22 protein-coding genes are annotated in these 21,620 nt (G+C 65.8%); 11 read left to right on the top strand and 11 right to left on the bottom strand.

The features are described from left to right. Positions 1-28 precede the first annotated feature (28 nt). Both OKW44_RS05145 and OKW44_RS05140 read right to left on the bottom strand, forming a co-directional pair. Positions 29-724: a YceH family protein gene (locus OKW44_RS05145; RefSeq protein ID WP_018425121.1), complete on the bottom strand. Its 696-nt coding sequence runs from the start codon at positions 722-724 to the stop codon at positions 29-31. A gap of 132 nt (positions 725-856) precedes the next feature. Then, on the bottom strand, positions 857-1,252 hold the full coding sequence (locus tag OKW44_RS05140) for a PaaI family thioesterase (protein WP_026226643.1): 396 nt from the start codon (positions 1,250-1,252) through the stop codon (positions 857-859). Between the two features lie 139 nt (positions 1,253-1,391). On the opposite strand from OKW44_RS05140, the gene OKW44_RS05135 reads away from it, so the two are divergent. Beyond that, the gene (locus OKW44_RS05135; protein WP_084754493.1) at positions 1,392-1,646 is read left to right on the top strand and encodes a BON domain-containing protein; all 255 of its coding nucleotides are present in this window, start codon (positions 1,392-1,394) and stop codon (positions 1,644-1,646) included. Here the strand turns inward: OKW44_RS05135 and OKW44_RS05130 are convergent. Next, positions 1,550-2,152: a hypothetical protein gene (locus OKW44_RS05130; protein ID WP_275426105.1), complete on the bottom strand. Its 603-nt coding sequence runs from the start codon at positions 2,150-2,152 to the stop codon at positions 1,550-1,552. The two genes, OKW44_RS05135 and OKW44_RS05130, sit on opposite strands and share 97 nt — an antisense overlap. A 13-nt stretch (positions 2,153-2,165) precedes the next feature. Further along, entirely contained in the window at positions 2,166-4,559 is a 2,394-nt protein-coding gene (locus tag OKW44_RS05125) for a phosphoketolase family protein (protein WP_018425124.1), read from the bottom strand. Positions 4,560-4,781: 222 nt separating this feature from the next. On the opposite strand from OKW44_RS05125, the gene OKW44_RS05120 reads away from it, so the two are divergent. Together OKW44_RS05120 and OKW44_RS05115 are read left to right on the top strand one after the other, a co-directional pair. Beyond that, positions 4,782-4,910 carry a hypothetical protein gene (locus OKW44_RS05120; RefSeq protein WP_018425125.1) on the top strand — a complete coding sequence of 43 codons (129 nt, stop codon included), beginning with the start codon at positions 4,782-4,784 and terminating at the stop codon, positions 4,908-4,910. Positions 4,911-5,024: 114 nt separating this feature from the next. Further along, positions 5,025-5,555, top strand: coding sequence for an ankyrin repeat domain-containing protein (locus OKW44_RS05115; protein ID WP_018425126.1), 531 nt, complete (start codon positions 5,025-5,027; stop codon positions 5,553-5,555). Between the two features lie 51 nt (positions 5,556-5,606). Here OKW44_RS05115 and OKW44_RS05110 read toward each other — a convergent pair whose 3' ends face one another. From OKW44_RS05110 to OKW44_RS05090, 5 genes are all read right to left on the bottom strand, one after another. After that, complete coding sequence (locus OKW44_RS05110) at positions 5,607-6,305, bottom strand: HAD family hydrolase (RefSeq protein WP_018425127.1); 699 nt, start codon at positions 6,303-6,305, stop codon at positions 5,607-5,609. 74 nt (positions 6,306-6,379) lie between these two features. Then, the gene (gene gnd, locus OKW44_RS05105) at positions 6,380-7,414 is read right to left on the bottom strand and encodes a phosphogluconate dehydrogenase (NAD(+)-dependent, decarboxylating) (protein ID WP_026226644.1); all 1,035 of its coding nucleotides are present in this window, start codon (positions 7,412-7,414) and stop codon (positions 6,380-6,382) included. Positions 7,415-7,630: 216 nt separating this feature from the next. Further along, positions 7,631-8,974 carry a sugar efflux transporter gene (locus tag OKW44_RS05100; protein ID WP_018425129.1) on the bottom strand — a complete coding sequence of 448 codons (1,344 nt, stop codon included), beginning with the start codon at positions 8,972-8,974 and terminating at the stop codon, positions 7,631-7,633. Between the two features lie 235 nt (positions 8,975-9,209). Then, entirely contained in the window at positions 9,210-9,698 is a 489-nt protein-coding gene (locus OKW44_RS05095) for a hypothetical protein (RefSeq protein WP_018425130.1), read from the bottom strand. 78 nt (positions 9,699-9,776) lie between these two features. Beyond that, positions 9,777-10,073, bottom strand: coding sequence for a DUF2628 domain-containing protein (locus tag OKW44_RS05090; RefSeq protein WP_018425131.1), 297 nt, complete (start codon positions 10,071-10,073; stop codon positions 9,777-9,779). 172 nt (positions 10,074-10,245) lie between these two features. On the opposite strand from OKW44_RS05090, the gene OKW44_RS05085 reads away from it, so the two are divergent. The 3 genes from OKW44_RS05085 to OKW44_RS05075 all read left to right on the top strand — a co-directional run bounded on the left by OKW44_RS05085 (position 10,246) and on the right by OKW44_RS05075 (position 12,118). Beyond that, a complete protein-coding gene (locus tag OKW44_RS05085) occupies positions 10,246-10,566 on the top strand; it encodes a thioredoxin family protein (protein ID WP_018425132.1) in 321 nt (106 codons plus the stop codon). Between the two features lie 15 nt (positions 10,567-10,581). Next, positions 10,582-11,001, top strand: coding sequence for a secondary thiamine-phosphate synthase enzyme YjbQ (locus OKW44_RS05080; protein ID WP_018425133.1), 420 nt, complete (start codon positions 10,582-10,584; stop codon positions 10,999-11,001). A 97-nt stretch (positions 11,002-11,098) separates the two neighbouring features. Then, positions 11,099-12,118 carry a class I fructose-bisphosphate aldolase gene (locus OKW44_RS05075; RefSeq protein WP_018425134.1) on the top strand — a complete coding sequence of 340 codons (1,020 nt, stop codon included), beginning with the start codon at positions 11,099-11,101 and terminating at the stop codon, positions 12,116-12,118. Positions 12,119-12,239: 121 nt separating this feature from the next. Here the strand turns inward: OKW44_RS05075 and OKW44_RS05070 are convergent, their stop codons facing one another. Both OKW44_RS05070 and OKW44_RS05065 read right to left on the bottom strand, forming a co-directional pair. Then, a complete protein-coding gene (locus OKW44_RS05070) occupies positions 12,240-12,521 on the bottom strand; it encodes a hypothetical protein (protein WP_018425135.1) in 282 nt (93 codons plus the stop codon). Between the two features lie 151 nt (positions 12,522-12,672). Further along, positions 12,673-14,817, bottom strand: a complete 2,145-nt coding sequence (locus OKW44_RS05065) for a hybrid sensor histidine kinase/response regulator family protein (protein WP_026226645.1) — start codon at positions 14,815-14,817, stop codon at positions 12,673-12,675. 266 nt (positions 14,818-15,083) lie between these two features. Between OKW44_RS05065 and OKW44_RS05060 the strand changes: the two genes are divergently transcribed. From OKW44_RS05060 to OKW44_RS05040, 5 genes are all read left to right on the top strand, one after another. After that, the gene (locus OKW44_RS05060) at positions 15,084-16,709 is read left to right on the top strand and encodes an FAD-dependent oxidoreductase (RefSeq protein WP_026226646.1); all 1,626 of its coding nucleotides are present in this window, start codon (positions 15,084-15,086) and stop codon (positions 16,707-16,709) included. A 39-nt stretch (positions 16,710-16,748) separates the two neighbouring features. Then, complete coding sequence (locus OKW44_RS05055; protein ID WP_018425138.1) at positions 16,749-16,922, top strand: hypothetical protein; 174 nt, start codon at positions 16,749-16,751, stop codon at positions 16,920-16,922. 138 nt (positions 16,923-17,060) lie between these two features. Next, a complete protein-coding gene (locus tag OKW44_RS05050) occupies positions 17,061-18,290 on the top strand; it encodes an HlyD family secretion protein (protein ID WP_018425139.1) in 1,230 nt (409 codons plus the stop codon). Further along, positions 18,287-19,900: a DHA2 family efflux MFS transporter permease subunit gene (locus tag OKW44_RS05045; protein ID WP_018425140.1), complete on the top strand. Its 1,614-nt coding sequence runs from the start codon at positions 18,287-18,289 to the stop codon at positions 19,898-19,900. The genes OKW44_RS05050 and OKW44_RS05045 overlap by 4 nt, the downstream gene beginning before the upstream one ends. A gap of 70 nt (positions 19,901-19,970) precedes the next feature. Beyond that, on the top strand, positions 19,971-21,563 hold the full coding sequence (locus OKW44_RS05040; protein ID WP_084754495.1) for an efflux transporter outer membrane subunit: 1,593 nt from the start codon (positions 19,971-19,973) through the stop codon (positions 21,561-21,563). The last annotated feature ends 57 nt before the right edge of the window (positions 21,564-21,620 follow it).

Genomic DNA, 21,620 nt, shown 5'->3' with positions numbered 1-21,620 from the left:
GCGTTTTCGCCTTCGCTTTCGTTTCAGATCACAGATCGTCCGCGCTGATACCCAGCTCGGTCGCCATGCGCCGCACGACGGCCTGCAGACGGCTGACTTCATCGGCGAGACGCTTCTGCTCGGCCTTCAGCGCCTCGAATGCCGACGGCGGCACGCTGTCGTCCTCGGCGAGAGCGGACTGCGCGGCTTCGGTGATGCTGACCTCGCCGCACAACAGATGCATCCAGCGATTCTCACGCTCGCCCGCCATGCGCGGCAGACGGACGACGCGAGGCGGATCGCTCGCGGCCAGCTCGTCGAGGAACGCCTCGACCGACGAAATATCGGCGAAGCCATGCAGGCGCGCGCTGTTCAGGCGCAATTCGGCGGCCGTTTGCGCGCCGCGCAGCAGCAGCGTGGTCAGCAGCGCGATCGACTGTCCCGGCAGCCCGAGCACGCGGTTCATGTTGTGCTCGAAGCGCGGCACGCGGCTGCTGCTGCCCTCGAACACGAGGCTCAGGCGTTTCAGGCCGTCGGCGGCGGTCAGCACCTCGGCCTCGGTCGCGCTCATCACCGGCGCGCGGCCGGTCTTCTGATTGCAGCCGAGCGTCAGCGCGTTCAGCGACAACGGATAACTGTCGGGTACCGTGTGCTGTTTTTCGACGAGCACGCCGAGAACACGTCCTTCGAGCGCGGTCAGCGCGCGCAGCGAGGGTCGGGAAGGAGCGTCGGGGGTCGAATTCATGGGATTGCGAGGTCTCGTGGAAGATGCGCGCGCCGTTCGCGGCTGGACGGCGCGTTCTGTCAGGTGGGCACTATGATAAACGTGGCGAGCCCGGCGCGGCGAGCGAATCTGCGCTGCCGGCGTTGCCGCGCGTCAGGCCGTCTTCGAATACTTGAAGGTGCCCTGCGCGCTCGCGATCAGCAGCTTGCCGTCCACCCACGCTTCCGAGCGCGAAAAGAAAATCGAGCGGCCCGCGCGTTCGAGAAAGCCCTTCGCGGTGACCGTCGCGCCGAGCCCCTTGTCCAGATAGTTCGTGGTCAGCGACAGCGTGAAGCCGTGCCGCGCCGGCTGTCCCGGTGGCGCATAGAGGCCCGCGTAGCCCGCCGCGGCATCGAGCAGCGTCGCAATCGCGCCGCCTTGCAGCACACCCTGACGATTGAGCTTGCTCGCGTCGATCGGCATCAACAGCTCGGCATAGCCGTCGCGCCATTGCGTCAGACGCACGCCGAGCGATTCGAGAAACGGGTTGTCGATGGGAAAGTCGGACATGATTCGGGCCTTGCCTGGGTCGGAACGAATCGTGAGCATACCCGCGATCCAGCGGCGGCAGCGGCGAAGCGCGTACGCCGGCAAAACCCGCCACATCTGCTAGTGTGAGTTGATCGACATTCTGTTTCGCGGAGACGCCATGCGGTCCACAAGCTCGAGATCGAGCGAATCTGCCCGCTTGACCGACGCGCAGATCGCCGCCGAAGCAGCGCGCCGTCTCGCGTGGGATTCGGCCGTGCCGCCGCGCGCCGTGCGCGTGAAGGTCGCGCGGGGGCGCATCACGTTGTCGGGCGAGCTTCAGGGCGAAGCACAGCGCGCCGCGATGCTCGAAGACGTGACGCGTCTGTTCGGCGTCACCTCAGTCGTGGACCGGACCGTCGTCCGCAAGGGCTGACCCCAGTCAGGGGGGCCGCTCCCGCCCGCTTGCAGCAGTTGCCGGCAATGCCGCGCGATCTGCCTTTCCTCCTCGGTGTGCAACACCCTCATGGCTTCATCGATGAGCGCGAGTGCCGGCGGAATATGCAATGGCGCGAAGTGCAGCGCGTCGCGCAACTGACGGCGCACGTCGTTGGTGATGAGCTGGTGCGTGCGCAGATGCGGACCGCCATGCACGACGCGATGCCCCACCGCCGAGGGCCGCGCATGATGCCGTTGCACGAGCACCTGCGAGAGCGCCTGCAACGCCTCGGTCTGCGATTGAAGCAAGTGCTCCTGCTGCAACAGCATGCGGCCATCGGCCGCTTTGATCCGCAGCCGGCCGTCGTCGCGGCCGATGCCTTCGGCCGCGCCTTCGAGCAACAGTGTTTCGTCGTTGGCCGAGCGGGCGAACAGCCCGAACTTCAACGACGACGAACCGCTGTTCAGCACGAGGATCGTCCGTTCCTGATCGTGGTCGTGCATGGCGCCGCCTCGCTCAGCCTTTCCACGTCCAGTTGCGGATTTCCTCCTTGTCGATCCCTTCCTCGTGCGCATACGCGAGATGCTCGATGATCTGCCCGCGCAGCCACTCCTTCGTATGATCGCCGACGCCGCGCAGCGACGGCACGCGATCGATCGCATCGATCGCCAGCGTGAAGCGGTCGACGCCGTTGATGATCGCGAGTTCGAGCGGGGTATTGATGTTGCCCTTCTCGTTATAGCCATGCACGTGCATGTTGCCGTGATTCTGACGGTTGTACGTGAGCTTGTGCACGAGCGCCGCATACGAGTGGAAGTTGAAGATCACCGGCTTGCTGGTCGTAAACAGCGAATCGAAATCGCGGTCGGACAGTCCATGCGGATGCGCATGCTCGGGCATCAGGCGGAACAGATCGACCACGTTGACGAAGCGAATCTTCAGCGTCGGGCAGCGCTCCTTCAGGATCTGCACGGCGGCGAGCGCTTCCATCGTCGCGATGTCGCCCGCGCACGCGATCACGACGTCCGGCTCGACGCCCTGATCGGTCGACGCCCAGTCCCAGATACCGATGCCCTTGGTGCAATGCGTGACGGCCGCGTCCATGTCGAGATAGTCCAGGTGCGGCTGCTTGTCGGACACGATCACGTTCACGTAGTCGCGCGAGCGCAGGCAGTGATCGGCGACGCTCAGCAGACAGTTCGCGTCGGGCGGCAGATAGATGCGCACGACGTCCGGGCTCTTGTTCGTGACCACGTCGAGAAAACCGGGGTCCTGGTGCGTGAAACCGTTGTGATCCTGGCGCCACACGATCGACGTGATCAGCAGATTGAGCGACGGCACCGGCTGCCGCCAGCCGAGCTCGCGCTTGGCTTTTTCGAGCCACTTCGCGTGCTGGTTGAACATCGAGTCGATGACGTGCACGAACGCTTCGTAGGTCGCGAAGAGTCCGTGACGGCCGGTCAGCGCATAGCCTTCCAACCAGCCTTCGAGCGTGTGCTCGCTGAGCATTTCCATCACGCGGCCATCGGGCGACAGTTCGCCGCCGTCGGCGTCGCCCGGTTCGAGCGCGGCGAGCCAGGTCTTGCCCGACGCCTCATAGACCGCGTGCAGCTTGTTGCTCGAAGTTTCGTCGGGACCGAACAGCCGGAAGTTCGACATGTTGTTGCGCATCACATCGCGCAGGAACGTGCCGAGTACCGCGGTCGGCGACGTATACGCCGCCGCCGGTTTCTTCACGGCCACCGCGTAGTCGCGGAACGGCGGCATGTCGAGCATCTTGCACAACAGCCCGCCGTTCGCGTGCGGATTCGCGCTGATGCGGCGCGCGCCCTCGGGCGCGAGCGCGCGCAGTTCTTCGACGAGCCGGCCGTTCGCATCGAACAGCGTTTCGGGGCCGTAGCTGCGCAGCCAATCCTCGACGATCTGCAGACTCTTGCGATTGCTCACCGCATCGGCGACCGGCACCTGATGCGAGCGCCACGAGCCTTCCACCTTGTGACCGTCGACTTCCTTCGGCCCGGTCCAGCCCTTCGGCGAGCGCAGCACGATCATCGGCCAGCGCGGCCGCGTGGCGTCGTTGTTCTGCCGCGCATGCTGCTGGATCGCGCGAATTTCGCCGATGCATTGTTCGAGCGTCGCGGCCATCTGCTGATGCATCGTGTCGGGATCGTCGCCTTCGACGAAATACGGCTTGTGCCCGTAGCCGACCATCAATGCTTCGAGTTCCTCACGCGGAATGCGCGCGAGCAGCGTCGGGTTGGCGATCTTGTAGCCGTTCAGATGCAGCACCGGCAGCACCGCGCCGTCGCGGATCGGGTTCAGGAATTTGTTCGAATGCCACGACGTGGCGAGCGGGCCGGTTTCCGCTTCGCCATCGCCGATCATCACGGTGACGATCAGCTCGGGATTGTCGAACGCGGCGCCGTACCCGTGCGACAGGCTGTAGCCGAGTTCGCCCCCTTCGTGAATCGAGCCCGGCGTTTCGGGCGTGCAATGCGAACCGATGCCGCCCGGGAACGAGAATTGCCTGAAAAAGCGCTGCATACCGGCTTCGTCCTCGCTGCGGTCCGGATAAATTTCCGAGTAGTGGCCTTCCAGGTAGCAGTGCGCGAGGCTCGCGGGGGCGCCGTGACCGGGGCCGGACAGAAAGATCACGTCGAGATCGTGTTTGCGGATCAGCCGGTTCAGATGCACGAGCACGAAGCTCTGGCCGGCGTCGGAGCCCCAGTGGCCGAGCAGCCGGTTCTTGATGTGCTCGGGCTTCAGCGGTTTGCGCAGCAACGGGTTGTCGCGCAGATAGATCATGCCGACCGACAGGTAATTGCATGCGCGCCAGTAGCGATCGAGGTTGCGCAGCGTATCGGGGTCCAGAACTTGCAGTGGGGTGGGATGCGAGGTTGCTTCGGCCATGGCGTCACTCCTCGAAAAGAACTGTCAGGCTGGTTGGCGGATAATGCGGCGCACTCGAAACGAAGCCGGGCGGTGCGAGTCGAATGTACCAGGCTGCTCGAACGGGGGCGAATGCTTTCTACCGCTCGCAGTATGTCGCGCTGAATGTGGCATTCATACTGCAACTCCCTTGCGCTGTCTGCTTTCTTTTCGTGATTTTCTATCTCAGGTCAATGGCCGCCCATGTCGACATCTCCCAGTGCGCTCAAAGTGCTCGTGGTCCTGGTCCTTACGCTCGTGTTCACATGCCTGGCTGTCGCCATACCGATCGGCATATTCGGGCTGCTGGTCAAGCTGTTCGGCCATGGCTAGCAAAGCGGCGCGGCTGCCAGCGTGCGAACGCGAGCGCCACGGAATGTGTATGCTCGCTGAAAGACCGGGCGCGGCATTGGCAACGCGCCGCTCATTCATCGCAAGGAGAGTGCCTTGACCGACCACACCGACAACCCGCCCGCAACGCAACCCGATCCCGAATTGCAGGCGCTCGCGCGCGAAGTCTTCGACCTCGCGCGGCGCGGCGATGCGACGATGCTCGCGGCCGTCATCGAGAAAGGCGTGCCGCCGAATTTGCGCAACGAGCGCGGCGACAGCCTGCTGATGCTCGCGAGCTACCACGGCCACGTCGACGCGGTGCGCGCGCTGCTCGACCGGGGCGCCGATGCGAACCTGCGCAACGACGCGGGCCAGACACCGATCGCGGGCGCCGCGTTCAAGGGCTTCGACAAGGTGATCGCAACCTTGCTCGCGCATGGCGCCGACGTCGAAGGCGCATCGCCCGATGGCCGCACCGCGCTGATGATCGCGGCGATGTTCAACCGCACCGCGATCGTCGAGCTGCTGCTCGCGCACGGCGCGGACCCGCATGCGCGCGACGCGAACGGCGTCAGCGCGGCCGATGCCGCCGCACGGATGGGCGCGGCCGATACCCAGGCGCGCCTGGAAGCGCTGGGCGCGTGAGCCCGCGATTTCACCCATGAAACGGCGCCCGCACACCGCGCGCGGCGCCGCCTAGTTGCCCTTCGCGCTGCGCAACAGCGTTTCCACGTCGATCTCCGCCAACTCGCCGATCCGCCCGACCGTCACGTCCGCGGGCGGATTGCTCGCGATCTCCTTCGCATCGAACGCATAGTGTCCCTGGCGCGGAAACACAGTGGTCAGCTCCGCGCCCCACGCCTTCTTCATCGCGCTCAGAATGCGCAGCTTGTCGTCGACCATCACGTAATGGCGCGCCGGATAGCATTCCATCACCTGGTCGAGCATCAACTCCTTGTGGATGTAGATCAGCACGCGCCCGTCGACTTCGTCCCATAGGCCCGAGCGCGAAATCTTGCGCGGCTGGAACACGACGTCGCCATCCGACAGGATCACCGTCGGCCCGTGCTTGCCGAGATGCCGCAGCGCGTCGAGCGCACCCGGATAGAGCCGGTTCGCAAACGGATACTCGATCAGGAACGACGACATCAACAGCAGGTGCGTGTCGCGTGGATGCTCGGTCCGGTAGCGCTGCAGCGCGCCGAGGTAGTCGGCGTAACCGAGTTCGGTGCGCAGGTTTTCGAAGATCTCCCAATAGCGCGCACTGTTCTCTTCGCCGAACTGGCCCATCATGTGCGCGCGCAGATCCTGCAGCACGTGATCGTTGTCGAGCAGCGTGTTGTCGCAATCGAACAGAAACACGACGTCGTGCGGCGTGGCGGAGGTGACTGGCATCGGGGTTCCTTGTGGCAGGTTCGGCGGGACGGTTCGGCGGATCGGCGTGATAGCAGACGCGTGGATGGCCTCGGCTACTTCAGCCCGCCATCCGGCGCAACGGGTTTTTCCGCGTGGCCGCCGAAATCGTGCCGCATCGCCGACAGCACGCGATTCGCGAAATCGGCTTCTCCGCGTGAACTGAAACGCGCGAACAGCGCCGCGCTGAGCACCGGCGTCGGCACACCTTCGTCGATGGCCGCCGTGACGGTCCAGCGCCCCTCGCCCGAGTCCGATACGCGGCCCGCATAGCCTTTCAGTTCGGTGTCGCTGGCGAGCGAGCCGGCGATCAGGTCGAGCAGCCACGAGCCGATCACGCTGCCGCGTCGCCAGACCTCGGCGATATCCGCGAGATTCAGATCGTACTGATACAGCTCGGGACGGCGCAGCGGCGAGGTCTCCGCATCGGCCTCGCGCGCGTGCCGGCCGGCGTCGGCGTGGCGCAGCACGTTCAGACCCTCGGCGTAGGCGGCCATCAGCCCATACTCGATGCCGTTATGAACCATCTTGACGAAATGCCCCGCGCCTTGCGGGCCGCAATGCAGAAAGCCCTGCTCAGCGGTGCTCGCGCCCGCCGCGCGGCCCGGCGTCGCGCTCTGCGTGCCCACGCCGGGCGCCAACGTCGAGAAGATCGGTTCGAGCCGTTTGACGACCTCAGCCTCACCGCCGATCATCAGGCAGTAGCCGCGCTCGCGACCCGCGACGCCGCCGCTCGTGCCGACGTCCACGTAGTGAAGCTGGCGCGCGCCGAGTTGCTGGCCGCGGCGGATGTCGTCGTGGTAGTAGGAGTTGCCGCCGTCGATCACGACGTCGCCCGGCTCGAGCAGCGGCACGAGCTTGTCGAGCGTCGCGTCGACCACGGCGGCGGGCACCATGAGCCACACGGCGCGCGGCTTGTCGAGCTTCGCGACGAGGTCTTCGAGCGAGCTCGCGCCGGCCACGCCTTCCTGCTTCAGCCTGTCGACCGCCGCCGGCTGCACGTCGTAGACGATGCACTGCTGCGCTCCCCTGGTCAGGCGCCGCACCATGTCGGCGCCCATTCGTCCCAATCCAATCATGCCTAGCTGCATGGCTCGCTCCGAAAGATGCTGCGTTGCGCTGCCCGATTTTCCGGTCGTCGTGTTGCGGCGGCGTGGCTGCCCTTAAGCATAGGCGCTGTGTCGCGAGCTACGCTGAATGTACCGAAGCAAGCCGCACTTTCTTGCAGAGGCGCAGCGCGGCACAAAGTTCCGCGTAGCTGGAGGCGCGCCGCATCCGCACGAAAGCGAACGCGGCGGGCCCGCGTGTCATTCGCTGCGCTCGGGCACGCGGGTGCCGCGGCGGGCGGCCAGCTTCGCGTATTGCTCGGCCGCGAAGCGCTTGACCGCGCGCCACATCAGCGGATAGCGATAGCCGGGCACCGCGAACAGCACGAGCGCGCCCAGCGCCAGCAGTCCGCAGAACAGGAACGTGCCGCGATAGCTGAACGCCTGTACGAGCAGCCCCGACAGCACGCCCGACAGGATCGAGCCGACCCGCGCCGCATTGAAGAACAGCGCGGTCGCACGCCCGGGCGAATGCGGCATCAGATCCTGCACGTAGGTCATGCCGAGGCACGAGGTCACGGCGACCACGAACGCGTTCAGCATCTGCATCGGGATCAGCACGCCGACGTTGCCGGCCAGCGACATCGCGACGAAATACACCGCATGCACGGCCGCACACGCGGCAAGCCAGTTCGGCTTGTGCAGCGACGACGACTTCGCGCCGAGCGCGAGCATCATCGGGATCTCGGTCAGCGCGCCGAGACCGAGCATCACCGACACGTCGAGATGCGTGCCGTTGAGCCCGTGCACGATGTACAGCGGCAGCACGATCATCGTCGCGTTCGCGGCGAGGCCGAGCAGGGTCAGCGCGGTCACCGAGCGCAGGATGTCGTTCGCCGACGCGGCCGGCAGCGTTTCGTGCGCGTCCTCGCCGGGCTGCCTCAGCGGCGGCACCGTGATCGACGCGGACGGCTCCGACGCGGTGTCCTCGACCGTGTGATCGCCGAGATGGCTCTGCGGCTCCTGCATGCGCCAGACGATGAAGCCGCAGGTCGCGAAGCTGGCGGCCGCGAACAGGAAGAGTCCGGTGAAGCTCGTCGCGGCGAGCACCAGCGCGCCGACCGCCGGCCCGAATACCCATGCGGCCGAGAGGATCGTACGCAGCGTCGCGCTCGCGAACACGCGCTCGGCAGGGTCGGGCACCGGCAGCGCCGCGCGGCTGAACGAGAACACCATCGAAATCGCCGAACCGCCCGCGCCGATGAACACGATGCCGACCACGAGCAGCAGCCGGTAATCGCGCACCACGCACAGACACAGGTAGCCGAGCGCGGCAGCGATGAGCGCCGCCAGCAATAACGGTCGATGCCGCCCGCTCCTGTCGCTCCAGCGCCCCGCCGCCGTGCTCGCGAGCACGCCGCTCGCGGCGATCAGCGTCATGAATACGCCGAGCCGGAACGGCGTCATGCCGGTCCGTTCGATGCCGAACAGAGACAGATACGGTGCGGTGAAGGACATCGCCACACCGAGCATCAGGGTGGCGGCGGCGAGCGGCTTGAAGCCAGGAATGCGAAGCAGGTCGAAAAAACGCGCAGTTCTCAACACGGGGACGGTGGGTCAGGTGGAGCGGGCCTCGATACGCAGCGAAGCGCTCGAAGACACGTTAGGCGTCGCCGGCAGGGGGCCGGAACGACCGGGGCATTATCGACCCGGAGCGCGGCTCGCGTAAACCCGCTAATAGCTGTCCCAAATCCGCGAGAAGCCTGCGGATACATCCGGCTACTCGCGCCGCGCCGTGCCGATGCGTGCCGTTAGCGGCAAGCTGCTGGCACGCTCGCCGCTACTTGCCCTCAGTTGCGCGCATTTGCTGCGCCTGCGCCTTGTAGTCGTAGGTCGGATAGAACTCGGTGTGATAGCCGCCCCACGCGGTCGATTCGATCGCGCGGTTCACTTCGCGCAACCGGCTCGCGGGCACGCGCAGCGTCACGACCTGCCCGATGCCCATCATCACGTACCACGACACGACTTCGATGCCTGGCGGCGGGAAGGTCTTGAAGAAGCCCTGCGCGCGCAGTTGATCGTTGATTTTCGGCAGCGGCTTCGATTCGTCGTGGCGCAGGAAGATCGTCAGCAGGAAGGTGTCGTCGGCGGGCGCGGAGGCTGCCGTGGCTGGGGTGGCCGCAATCGTGGCGGGGGGCGCCGCTTCGGCGCAGTGCGCGAGCGGCGCGATGGCCAACATGACCAACGATGCAGCCAGCGCGACCGCACGCGCGCCGCGCGTCGAAAGCCGATCAGCGGAAAGACCAGCGATTGCCGATGCAATGAGCATAAAACGCCTCCATGACGGATTGAACTCAGCTTCGATAACACCCCTGCGCGCAGCAATCCCCGCTCCAGCGCGAACGCATCACACCACGACGTAGCCGCGCTGTTCGAGCGTCCAGCGGTGCCACCGGTTGCCATACGCGCCGCATCCGAACGCGAACACGATCGACAGCACGAAGCCGATCAGATCGGCCGTCTCGCCCCACAGACCGATGCCGAGCAGGATCACGTTGATGCCTAGCATCACGAACGCGGCGAACCACATTCTCTTCGACAGCGCCCAGATGAAGCCGAGCAGGCACGCGCCCCAGCTGAAGCCGGTCGCGACCGCGATAGCGTCTTTGTGTTGCGGATGTTGCAGATAGATTCGTGCGTTCATGTTTTGCGAGGTTCCGTGCGATGACGCGGCGCGTCGATCGGTCGAGCACGCGCGCACCGCTTTTTAACATGCCGCGGTGACACCGCGCGCATCGGCAGCATACGGCCGCTGCGCTGACGATCCGCGGCATAGCTGCTACCCTTGGCAGACCACGATCAGCAGCGGAGCACGCATGACCTCGCCGACAGCTTATTCCCCGAAAGGACCGACCCGCGCCGAGCTCGACTCGCTGCCCGGCGTCACCGTCGTCGAATTCGGCACCGACTGGTGCGGCTATTGCCAGGGCGCGCAGGCATCGATCCGGCAGGCGCTCGCGCCGCACACGGGCCTGCGGCATCTGAAGATCGAGGACGGCCCGGGCCGCCCGCTCGGCCGCTCGTTCAAGGTCAAGCTGTGGCCGACGCTCGTGCTGATGCGCGACGGCGCCGAGGTCGCGCGCGTGGTGCGGCCACGCAGCGTCGAGGATATCGAGGACGCGTTCGCGTCGCTCTGAGATTAGAGCTCCGTCATGCGCCAGGCCATCCATCATCTGAGCGTCCATGCCCGCGGCTGCGGCCTCGTCGAATTTACCGACGACGCGCGCCGCTTCGTCGACGATACGGACATCCGTACCGGTCTGCTGACGCTGTTTTGCCGGCACACGTCGGCGTCGCTGCTGATTCAGGAGAATGCCGATCCGTCCGTGCGGCGAGATCTGCAGCGCTACTTCGAGACCCTCGCGCCCGAGGACGACACGCGCTACGAGCACGACACCGAAGGTCCCGACGACATGCCCGCGCATCTGCGCACGGCGCTCACCCAGGTTCAGTTGTCCGTGCCCGTCGAGCATGGAAGGATGGTGCTCGGCACATGGCAGGGGCTGTATCTGTTCGAACATCGGCGTCACCCGCAGTCGCGCGATATCGTGTTACATCTGCTCGGCGAATGAAGTCCGCTTTCGCACCCACTCGTCACGCAAAGGAAACTGTCACCGGCACTTCTCCGCACACCGCATCGAACGGAGCCTACCCAAGGGAGCACACCTCATGGACACCCGTAGCGAGCTGCAAGCCACCGTCAAGGCGATGGTTCAACCGGGCAAGGGTCTTCTCGCCGCCGACGAAAGCGGCCCGACCATCGCCAAACGCTTCAAGACGATCGACCTCGAGTCGACCGAGGAAAACCGTCGCGCGTATCGCAACCTGCTGCTGACGACGCCCGGTCTCGGCGAGTTCGTGAGCGGCGTGATCCTCTACGAAGAAACGCTCGGCCAGAAAGCCGACGACGGCACACCGTTCCCGCAGGTGGCCGCAGCGAACGGCATCGTGCCCGGCATCAAGGTCGACCTCGGCAAGGTGCCGCTCGCGCTCGCTCCCGGCGACGAGATCACCGAGGGCCTCGACGGTCTCGCCAAACGCTTCGTCGATTACAAGCGGCAAGGCGCGCGCTTCGCGAAGTGGCGCGCGGTCTACAACATCACCGCGAACCTGCCGAGCCGGCTCGCGATCGAGGCGAACGCCGATTCGCTCGCGCGCTACGCGGCGATCAGCCAGGAAGCCGGCATCGTGCCGATCGTCGAACCCGAGGTGTTGATGGACGGCGAGCACACGATCGAGCGTTGCGCGGAAGTCACCGAGGCCGTGTTGCACGAGGTCTTTCATGCGTTGCATCGGCATCGCGTGGTGCTCGAACATATCGTGCTGAAGCCGAGCATGGTGCTGGCCGGCTCCGAGCATCAGCAGCAGTCGAGCACGGCGCATATCGCGGCGGCGACCGTGCGCGTGCTGATGCGTACGGTGCCCTCTTCGGTTCCCGGTCTCGTGTTCCTGTCGGGCGGACAGTCGCCCGAGGAGGCCACCGCCAACCTCGGTGCGATGAACCGGCTCGGCGCGCTGCCGTGGAATCTGAGCTTTTCGTACGGGCGCGCGTTGCAGGAGCCGCCGTTGAATGCGTGGCGCGGACAGCCGGCCAACGTGAAGGAAGCGCAGCAGGCGTTGCTCAAGCGCGCGCGTCTGAACGGCGCGGCCGCGCTCGGCAAGTACGACGCGGCAATGGAAAAGGATTGACCGCTGGCGAGCGATTGCAAATCGCCAGTAATCACGTTTATGTACAAAATGGCAGGAGCCGACACGCCGGGTCACACCCGACGCGCGACTCCAGCCGCCCTTCTGCCTTGATACGCTGCGCTTACTGCCCCTTCGTATCGCTGCTCGCGTCGGCGCCCGGCATATTCGTCGAGTCGGTCATGGGCTTCTTCGACTTCGAATGCTTCTTCATGTGATGGTGAGTCGAAGGCGTGGTCATCCCGGTTGCGCCCGCATCCCCGCCCTCACGTGTCGAGGTCGCGGCGTTGGTGTTCGGGTCGTTGCCGGCCGGCCCTCCGCCGCCGCCTGCGCCACCGCCTTGCGCCATTGCGAGCGAAGAGGCCGCGAGCAAGGTGGAAACGAGCACTGCGTGTCTGATCTTCATGGCGATTCTCCTGGGTGTCGAGAGTGTCGAAAGGAAGTGGGCGCGCGGTGACCGCACGCGCAAACCTCGCGCTCTTTTCAGCAAGGGCTGTGCCGCAGCACAGCACGCCAGGAAAAGCCCAGGAACGCGATAGACGAACGGTGCCGCGGCTTCAGGTGCCGCAAGCGACCAGCGCATGCAGCTCGTCGATATTGAACGGCTTCGCGAGTATCGCGATGCCGAGCCGACGCGCGCGGTCGAGCTCGTCGGCGTAACCGGTCATCAGTGCGATCTTCTGCGACGGCCACGCGCTGCGGATCTTCTCCGCCAGGTCGATACCGTTCAGCTTGCCCGGCATCTGGATGTCCGACAGCACGAGCTCGAAGCGCTCGCCGGCGCTCAGCACGTCGAACGCCTGGTCGGCGGTCGGCTCGTGATGCACCTCGCAGCCGAAGGTTTCGAGCACCGCGGTCACGCCGGCCGCGACGTCCTCGTTGTCCTCGACGAGCAGCACGGCCCCGGCCGCGGTCGGCAGCGGCTGGCGCGCATCGGCGCCGGCCAGCGCGGCGCGCTCACGATAGCGCGGCAGAAACATCCGCACCGTCGTGCCGCTGCCCAGCACGCTGTCGATCTTCGCGGTGCCACCGGCCTGCTCTGACATCGACAGCACCTGGGCGAGCCCGAGGCCGGTGCCCGAGCCGCGTAGCTTGGTCGTGAACAGCGGCTCGAACGCGCGTCGCGCGACCGATTCGGGCATCCCTTCGCCGTCGTCGGAACAGGCGATCAACACGTACTCGCCGTCCGGCAGCAGCGTATCGCTGCTGACCAGCCGATTGTTCTGGCAGCGGATCACGAAGCGCCCGCCGCGCGGCATCGCATCGCGCGCGTTCATGGCGATGTTCACGATCGCGAACTCGAGATCGGTCGGGTCGACGAGCACCTGCCACAGGTTCTCCGGAATGCGCAACGCCAGTTCGATCGTGTCGCCGAGCGCCGCGTTGATCAGCGGCACGGCGGCCGGCAGCCAGCGCGCAAGCTCGACGGGCTCCTGCTTCAGCGGCTGCTTGCGCGCCACGCTCAACAGACGCCGCGTCAGCGCTTCGGCCGTAGCGGTGGCACGCTCGACCGCATGCACTTCCTTCTCGAGATCGTTGTAATGCTTGAGGCGCGCGAGCTCGGTGTTCGCCGACACCACCATCAGCAGGTTGTTGAAATCGTGCGCGACATTCGCGACCAGATTGCCGAGCGCGCCCATGCGCTGCAGTTGCCGGCTCGACGCCTCGGCCGACAGACGCATCGCGACCTCGCCCTGCCAGCGCTCCCACGCGCGCCGCTCCGCCTCGAGCTGACGCAGCGAATACAGCACGAGCCCCCAGATCGCGATGCAGGGCACCGCCGTCAGCGCCGCGATGAACATAAAGTGCGTGCGCCACGCCGCCACGATCGATGACATCGCGTACGCGCTCATCACATACAACGGATAGTCGTCGACGCGGCGAAACGCGAGCAGCCGCTCGACACCGTCGACGGTCGAATTCAGATGCACGTGCCCGAACAGCTGTTTGTCGCGCAAGGCGGACATGAACGCGCTCTGCATCGACGGTCGCGCGCCGGCCGGCCATGGCGGATAGCGCACCAGCAGATTGCCGTCCTGCCGGTACAACGCGAGCGCGAGCGACGGATCGCCGTTGGTCAGCTCGCGATAGAAGCGCGAAAAATATTCGTTGCGCAGAGCCACCGTGACCACGCCGAGAAACCGACCGTCCATACCCGAGCGGCCGATCGCGGTCGTGAACACGTCGGTCTTCGACAGCGGGCCGAACATCGGCAGCGAGAAATACGGCTGCGGACGCATCGCCTTCGCGGCGAGAAAGTCGTCGCGCAAACCGATCGTCACTGCCGGCGCCGGATACGCGAGGCTCGACGCAAGTAACTGGCCGTTCACGCCGAGCAGTGAGATCGACGCCACCTGCGGAAAGTCGCCGCCGATGCTCTGCAGACGTTCGTGCAATTCGCGCTCGCGCGCGCGGATCTGCGCGTCGTCGGAATTGCCGAGCAGCTCGATTACGCGCGAGGCCATCTGCCGGTTCAAATCCAGCACCTTGACGGCCTGCTCCTGCGCCACGCGCGCGAGGCGGTCGAGCATATCGTTCGCATCGGAGATTCGGCGCTGGTAGTCGAAGTAGCCGTAGCCCACGAGGCAGGCCAACGGAAACATGATCGACACGGCCAGCAAGATCAGCAGCATGCGCCGCGTCGCCGCGAAGTTGCGTGACGGCATCGGCACATCGACTGCGACACGTTCTGCACGCTGCACGGTCACCTGCTCCATCAAAGTTGCATACGGTCAGGGAAGGCATTGCCTGTGAATTCGCACGCCGCTGTTCGCGCGCTAATTCCCCTGTCTCGAAATTTACAGCAACTCGGCCCATCTTCCCAAGCGGGTTCGCGGCGTCCCTCCGCCGGCGCGTCCGGGCACGGCGATTGCTGCCTTATCGCTGTTTGATGGCAAGCCTGCTTCCGTCACCGCTCGCGACGCGTTTGCGTGCGCTGCGCGAGTTCTTTCTTGCGCGAGGCCTCACCATGTCCACGACTGCCCGCCGCGTCGCGCGGCTCTCGGAATTACCAGCGGACCGCGCGGTGCGCGTGATGGTGGACCGCACGCCGATTCTGCTCGTGCGCGACGGCGAAACCGTGCGCGCGTACTCGCCGGATTGCCCGCATGCCGGGGGCCCGCTCGAAGAGGGCGCGCTGTGCCACGGCCGCATTATCTGCCCGTGGCACAAGGGTACGTTCGACGTCGCGACCGGCAACGTGCTCGAACCGCCCGCGCTGCTGCCGCTCGATCGCTACCCGGTCACGCTCGATGGCGACGACGTGCTCGTCTCGGCGGAAAAGATCGCAGCGTCGGAACCGGCGGCGCACCCATCACCGCCCGATGCCACCGCGCAAGGCAAGCACTACGTGGTAATCGGCGCGGGCGCGGCCGGCGCCGCTGCCTGTGCCGCGTTACGCGAGTTCGGCTTCGAGGGCCGCATCACGCTGATCGGCGACGAAGCGCACGCGCCCTATGACCGCACCTCGCTGAGCAAATTCGTCCCCTCGTTTGAAATGACGCCCGCCGACGTGCCGCCGCTGCTGCCGCCCGACTGGCTGCACACGCACGGCATCGAGCGCATCGTCGCGAAGGTCGCGCGGCTCGACGTGCCTGCGCACACGATCCATTTCGAAGCCGGCGCCGGTAGTAGCGAGCAGAGCATCGAACCGCTGAAATACGACACCGCGCTGCTCGCGACCGGCAGCGTGCCGAAAGTGCCCGACATGCCCGGCTGCGAACTCGGCGGCGTGCATGTGCTTCGACACCTCGACGATGCCGCCGCGTTGATCGACGCGCTCGGCGACGATGCATCGCAAACCCGTGTCGCGATTCTCGGCAGCAGCTTCATCGGCCTCGAAGTCGCGTCCGCGTTGCGCAAGCACGGCGTGCCCGTCACCGTGATTTCGCGCGACAAGGTGCCGTTCGAGAAGCAGTTCGGCGAGCGCGCGGGCCAGATGTTTCGCGCGCTGCACGAAAGCAATGGCGTGAAGTTTTATCTCGACGCCAAGGTCGCCTCGCTCGAGGGCGAGGAAGGCAATGTGCACACGGTGATGCTTGCTGGCGGCGAGGCCATCGCGGCCGATGTCGTGCTGCTGGGCACGGGAGTTGCACCGGCTACGGGGTTTGTCGAAGGACTGCCATTGCAGAAGGACGGCGGCGTGGTCGTCAATGCCGGAATGAACGCCGCGTGCGGTCTGTATGCGGCCGGCGATATCGCCGTGTTCACGCTGCATGAGAATCAGGAGCCGGTGCGTATCGAGCATTGGCGCGTCGCGCAGCAGCATGCGCGCATCGCCGCGCAGAACATGTGCGGTTTGCGCAATCGCTATGTCGACGTGCCGTTCTTCTGGACCTATCACTACGGCAAGAACTTCGAATACCTCGGCCACGCGAGCGAGTGGGATGAGATCGTCGTCGATGGCGACTTCGCTCATCACCAGTTCATCGCGCTGTACGTGCGCGACGGCCAAGTCGACGCGGTGTTCGCCTGCGAGCGCGAAGCGCTGACCGCGCGGCTTTCCGACGCGATGCGCGGCGGGCTGTCGCGTACCGACGCGCTCGCGATCATCGGCGCAACGGCGCGCGGCGCGCCGGAAGCGGCGGCGTCGTGACCCATCGTGTTGCCGTTCAACCTTGACCAAGGAGTCACCATGACGACACACAAGGAAAAACATCCTCACTCGGAAAAGAGCGAAAAGCAGATCGACAAGCAGGTCGAAGACAGCTTCCCGGCTAGCGACCCGCCGTCGACGGGCGGCACCACGAGGATCGAGCCGGAGCAGGACAAGGCAAAAGCCGGGCACGACAAGCCCGCCGGTCAATAGCCGCGTGGCAGCGGTTCGCGCTGCCCGCGCTTCCCGAGCGCCCGCGGCCTCGCCCATCACTGAGTTCGCGGCGGCCGCGGATGGCATCTATTGCACTCCCCCATTCTCAACCCACTGGAACGACGGAAACGACTCACCATGTCAGACGAGACCGGCTCGGCCAGCACCGGGCAGGAAGCATTCGGGCGCGATGCGCCGCACGGCGATGATCGCCGCGACGGCAACGACGAACGCGATGGCGTCGGCAAACGCGGCGACCAGGGCCGCGCTGACGGCAAACATGGCAACGGCAACAACGACAAGGACAACGGTGACGACGGTCAGCAGAAAAAGACGCCCGGCAAGAAGCCGCTGATCATCCTCGGCGCGGTCGTGATCCTGATTGGCATCGTCGGCTTCGTCTGGTGGTTCGCGACGCGCAACGAGGTGACGACCGACGACGCCTACACCGATGGCAACGCGATCACGATGGCGCCGAAAGTCTCCGGCTACGTGGTGACGCTCGCGGTCGACGACAACCAGTTCGTCCACAAGGGCGATCTGCTGCTCGTGATCGACAAGCGAGACTACCAGGCGCAGGTCGATCAGGCGAAGGCGCAGCTTGGTCTTGCAAAGGCGCAATTGAACGCCGCGCAGGTGCAGCTCGACATCGCGCGCGTGCAGTATCCGGCACAGTACCGCCAGGCGAAGGCGCAAACCTCGTCGGCGGAAGCGAATCTGCGCGAGGCGCAAGCCTCCTGGCAACGTCAGCACACGGTCGATCCGCGCGCGACCACGCAGCAGAACGTCGATACCGCCGACGCACAGCGCCAGTCGGCCAACGCGAGCCTCGAGCAGGCGCGCGCGCAGCAGCGGACCGCGAGCCTCGTGCCGCAGCAGTTGCGCGAGGCCGAGGCCGCCGTCGACGAACGCCGCCAGCAGGTGCATCAGGCCGAGGCACAGCTCGAACAGGCGCAACTGAATCTGTCGTACTGCGAGGTGCGCGCGCCGTCGAATGGCTGGATCACGCGGCGCAACGTGCAGCTCGGCAGCTTCCTGACCGCGGGCTTGTCGCTGTTCTCGATCGTCACGCCGCAGGTGTGGGTCACCGCGAACTTCAAGGAGTCGCAGCTCGAACGCATGCGCCCCGGCGACAAGGTCAAAGTCGACGTCGACGCGTATCCGAAGCTCGATCTGCGCGGCCATGTGGATAGCGTGCAACTCGGCAGCGGCTCGCGCTTCTCGGCGTTCCCGACCGAAAACGCAACCGGCAACTTCGTGAAGATCGTGCAGCGGGTACCGGTCAAGATCATCATCGACGAAGGTCTGCCGCGCGATCATCCGCTCGGGCTGGGCTTGTCGGTCACGCCGAAGGTGTACGTGAAATGACGGCGTCCGACGCGCCCGGCGAGGCGTCGCCCGGCGATGAGTCGCCCGGCGAGGCGTCGAACTGGAAGCCATCCGCGAATCCGTGGCTGATCGCGATCGTCGTCACGCTCGCCGCGTTCATGGAAGTGCTCGACACGACCATCGTCAACGTCGCGCTGCCGCACATCGCGGGCACGATGTCTGCCAGTTACGACGAAGCGACGTGGACGCTGACCTCATATCTGGTCGCCAACGGCATCGTGCTGCCGATCTCGGGTTTCTTCGGTCGGCTGCTCGGGCGCAAGCGCTATTTCCTCGTCTGCATCATTGCGTTCACCGTGTGCTCGTTTCTATGCGGCATCGCGACCGATCTGTGGCAACTGATCATCTTCCGCTGTTTGCAGGGCTTTTTCGGCGGCGGACTGCAACCGAACCAGCAATCGATCATTCTCGACACGTTCCCGCCGCAGCAGCGCGGCCGCGCGTTTTCGATCTCGGCGGTCGCGATCGTCGTCGCGCCGGTGCTGGGACCCACGCTCGGCGGCTGGATCACCGACAACTTTTCGTGGCGCTGGGTGTTCCTCGTGAACGTGCCGTTCGGCGTGCTGACCTCGCTCGCGGTGATGCAACTGGTCGAGGATCCGCCGTCGAAACGCAAGGGCGATCTGCGCGTGTCGGTGGATTACGTGGGGATCCTTTTGATTGCGATCGGCCTCGGCTGCCTGCAGGTGATGCTCGATCGCGGCGAGGACGACGACTGGTTTTCGTCGAACTTCATTCGCACGTTCGCGGTGCTCGCGGTGTCGGGCATCGTCGGTGCGACGTACTGGCTGCTGTACACGAAGAAGCCGGTCGTCGATCTGCGCTGTCTGAAGGACCGCAACTTCGCGCTCGGCTGCGTGACGATCGCCGCGTTCGCGACGATTCTGTATGGCAGCGCGGTGCTCGTGCCACAGCTCGCGCAACAGCAGCTCGGCTATACGGCGATGCTCGCGGGCCTCGTGCTGTCGCCTGGCGCGGTGCTGATCACGATGGAAATTCCACTGATCAGCAAAATGATGCCGTACGTGCAGACGCGTTTTCTGGTGGCCACCGGCTTCGGGCTGCTCGCGTGCGCGCTCGCGTATTCGCACATGCTGGTGCCGGACATCGACTACTTCACGCTGGTGAAGATGCGCAGCGCGCAGTCGCTAGCGATCGGCTTCCTGTTCGTGCCGATCACGACGCTTGCGTACCTGACGGTACCGCCGCGACTGAACGACGACGCGTCCGCGCTGTTCACGATGTTCCGCAACGTCGCGGGTTCGATCGGCATCTCGCTGTCGACCGCGATGGTTCGAGAGCGCACGCAGGCGCGCATGGCGCATCTGTCGGAGTTCATGTCGCCGCTTTCACAGAATTACAACGATACGTTGCAACGCAACGCGCAGACGATCGCGGACATCAATGGCATGCCGCTTTCTCAGGCGCTGCAAACGGCGAACGGTCATCTGTACACCACGTACATCTCGCAGGCGACGTTCCTCGCCTATGTCGACGTGTTCGCGTTCCTCGCGATTTTCTGCACGCTTTGCATTCCAATCACGATTTTCTTTTCACCGGCCAAGGCGTCCGGCGGCGGAGGACATTGAAGTGAAGCCTGGTTTGAAGCGCGGCATTCCCGAACCCGCCACGTGTTTGATTGCCTGTATCGTCGTCGGCATGGCCGCGCTGCTCGCGTCCTGCACGGTCGGCCCCGACTTTCATGCGCCGCACGCCGACGTGCCGGCGCAGTGGCACGATACGCAGCGCACCGCGGCGAACGCCGCCGCGAGCGACGCGTCCGCAACGAGGCCCAACGTCGCTTCGGTGCCCACCCTCGACACCGATCCCGACCCGCGCTGGTGGCGCAGTTTCAACGATCAGACGCTCGACGCGCTGATCACGCGTGCCGCGCTCGGCAATCTTGACTTGCAGCAAGCGGTGCTGCGCATCGTCGAAGCGCGCACCCAGGTCCAATCGGCGGCCGCGCAGGGTCTGCCGAACCTGCGCGCGACCGGCAGCTATCAGCGCGAGCAGCTTGGCCTCAAAGGTTTTCTGCAGGAGAACGGCGCCTACGACAAGGTCGATCAGCTCGGCGCGCCCAATTCGCCCATCAATGCGATCGCACCGGGCGCGGGCGCCGCGTTGCAAAAAGGCGCGAACAACGTGCTCGACCAGCTGACCGCGCCGATCAATCTATGGCAGGTCGGCTTCGACGCAACCTGGGAGCTCGATCTGTTCGGCCGCGTGCGTCGCTCGGTCGAGGCCGCGAACGCGCAAACCGAGGCCGCGTACGAGAGCCGCAACGACGCGTTGCTGTCGCTCGAAGCCGAGGTCGCGCAGACCTATATGCAGCTGCGCGGCGCGCAAACCTTGCACAACATCGCGATGAGCCTCGTCGAGCAGCAAGCCGAGACCGTCGAGTTGACGGAGAGCAAGGCGAAGGTCGGGCTCGCGAGCGAGCTCGACGTGCAAAGCGCGCGGGCGCAGCTCGCGGAAACGAAAACGCAGTTGCCGCAATACGATCAGCAGATCGCCCAGTCGCTCAACGCGCTCGCGTATCTGATCGGCGAGCCGCCCGGCGCGCTCGAAGCGCAGCTGAGCACGCCGCAAACCGTGCCGCCGGTGCCGCCCGTCGTGCCAATAGGCTTGCCGTCGACGCTCGCGCGGCGCCGGCCCGACATCCGCCGCGCCGAGGCGAATCTGCATGCGGCAACGGCCAGTGTCGGCGTCGCGGTCGCGCAGTTCTACCCCGACGTGTCGCTGACCGGCCAGGCCGGCATGCGCGCGACGAATGCCCGCGATCTCGCGCGCTGGTCGCACCTGTTCTATTCGTTCGGGCCTACCGTCTCTCTGCCGATTTTCCAGGGCGGCGCGCTGGTAGCCAATCTGCGCATGTCGGAGGCCCAACAGGCCGAAGCCGCGCTCGATTACCGCAAGACCGTGCTGACCGCGCTGAGGGACGTCGACAACGCGCTGGTCGTCTACCGCACCGATCAGGCGCGGCGCGATGCGCTCGCGGACAGCGTCACCGCGCAGCAGACCTCGTTCGATCTGTCGCGCGATAGCTATCGCAAGGGCCTGACGAGCTTCATCAACGTGCTCGATGCGCAGCGGCAGCTCGCGCAGGCACGAGAGCAATACGCTCAGGGCACGACCCAGGTCAGCACCGACCTGGTGGCGCTGTACAAGGCGCTAGGCGGCGGCTGGCAGAGCGATGCCGATGCGGCGGGAGCAACGGGCGCGGCGACGCCGTCAGGCAGCGGCGGATAACCAGCCACGCTGCCGCAAGGCTTCAGCCATGCTCGAACTGCGGCTCCGCGATCACCG

It is taken from the genome of Paraburkholderia lebeckiae (assembly GCF_050436325.1).
Taxonomy (GTDB): Bacteria; Pseudomonadota; Gammaproteobacteria; order Burkholderiales; family Burkholderiaceae; genus Paraburkholderia; species Paraburkholderia tuberum.
This window is presented reverse-complemented; position numbering and strand designations above follow the sequence as displayed.

Coding starts and splice junctions, on each gene's coding strand:
- OKW44_RS05145 (WP_018425121.1), bottom strand. CDS start 724: ATGAATTCGACCCCCGACGCTCCTTCCCGACCCTCGCTGCGCGCGCTG.
- OKW44_RS05140 (WP_026226643.1), bottom strand. CDS start 1,252: ATGTCCGACTTTCCCATCGACAACCCGTTTCTCGAATCGCTCGGCGTG.
- OKW44_RS05135 (WP_084754493.1), top strand. CDS start 1,392: ATGCGGTCCACAAGCTCGAGATCGAGCGAATCTGCCCGCTTGACCGAC.
- OKW44_RS05130 (WP_275426105.1), bottom strand. CDS start 2,152: ATGCACGACCACGATCAGGAACGGACGATCCTCGTGCTGAACAGCGGT.
- OKW44_RS05125 (WP_018425124.1), bottom strand. CDS start 4,559: ATGGCCGAAGCAACCTCGCATCCCACCCCACTGCAAGTTCTGGACCCC.
- OKW44_RS05120 (WP_018425125.1), top strand. CDS start 4,782: ATGTCGACATCTCCCAGTGCGCTCAAAGTGCTCGTGGTCCTGGTCCTT.
- OKW44_RS05110 (WP_018425127.1), bottom strand. CDS start 6,305: ATGCCAGTCACCTCCGCCACGCCGCACGACGTCGTGTTTCTGTTCGAT.
- gnd (WP_026226644.1), bottom strand. CDS start 7,414: ATGCAGCTAGGCATGATTGGATTGGGACGAATGGGCGCCGACATGGTG.
- OKW44_RS05095 (WP_018425130.1), bottom strand. CDS start 9,698: ATGCTCATTGCATCGGCAATCGCTGGTCTTTCCGCTGATCGGCTTTCG.
- OKW44_RS05090 (WP_018425131.1), bottom strand. CDS start 10,073: ATGAACGCACGAATCTATCTGCAACATCCGCAACACAAAGACGCTATC.
- OKW44_RS05085 (WP_018425132.1), top strand. CDS start 10,246: ATGACCTCGCCGACAGCTTATTCCCCGAAAGGACCGACCCGCGCCGAG.
- OKW44_RS05080 (WP_018425133.1), top strand. CDS start 10,582: ATGCGCCAGGCCATCCATCATCTGAGCGTCCATGCCCGCGGCTGCGGC.
- OKW44_RS05075 (WP_018425134.1), top strand. CDS start 11,099: ATGGACACCCGTAGCGAGCTGCAAGCCACCGTCAAGGCGATGGTTCAA.
- OKW44_RS05070 (WP_018425135.1), bottom strand. CDS start 12,521: ATGAAGATCAGACACGCAGTGCTCGTTTCCACCTTGCTCGCGGCCTCT.
- OKW44_RS05060 (WP_026226646.1), top strand. CDS start 15,084: ATGTCCACGACTGCCCGCCGCGTCGCGCGGCTCTCGGAATTACCAGCG.
- OKW44_RS05055 (WP_018425138.1), top strand. CDS start 16,749: ATGACGACACACAAGGAAAAACATCCTCACTCGGAAAAGAGCGAAAAG.
- OKW44_RS05050 (WP_018425139.1), top strand. CDS start 17,061: ATGTCAGACGAGACCGGCTCGGCCAGCACCGGGCAGGAAGCATTCGGG.
- OKW44_RS05045 (WP_018425140.1), top strand. CDS start 18,287: ATGACGGCGTCCGACGCGCCCGGCGAGGCGTCGCCCGGCGATGAGTCG.
- OKW44_RS05040 (WP_084754495.1), top strand. CDS start 19,971: ATGGCCGCGCTGCTCGCGTCCTGCACGGTCGGCCCCGACTTTCATGCG.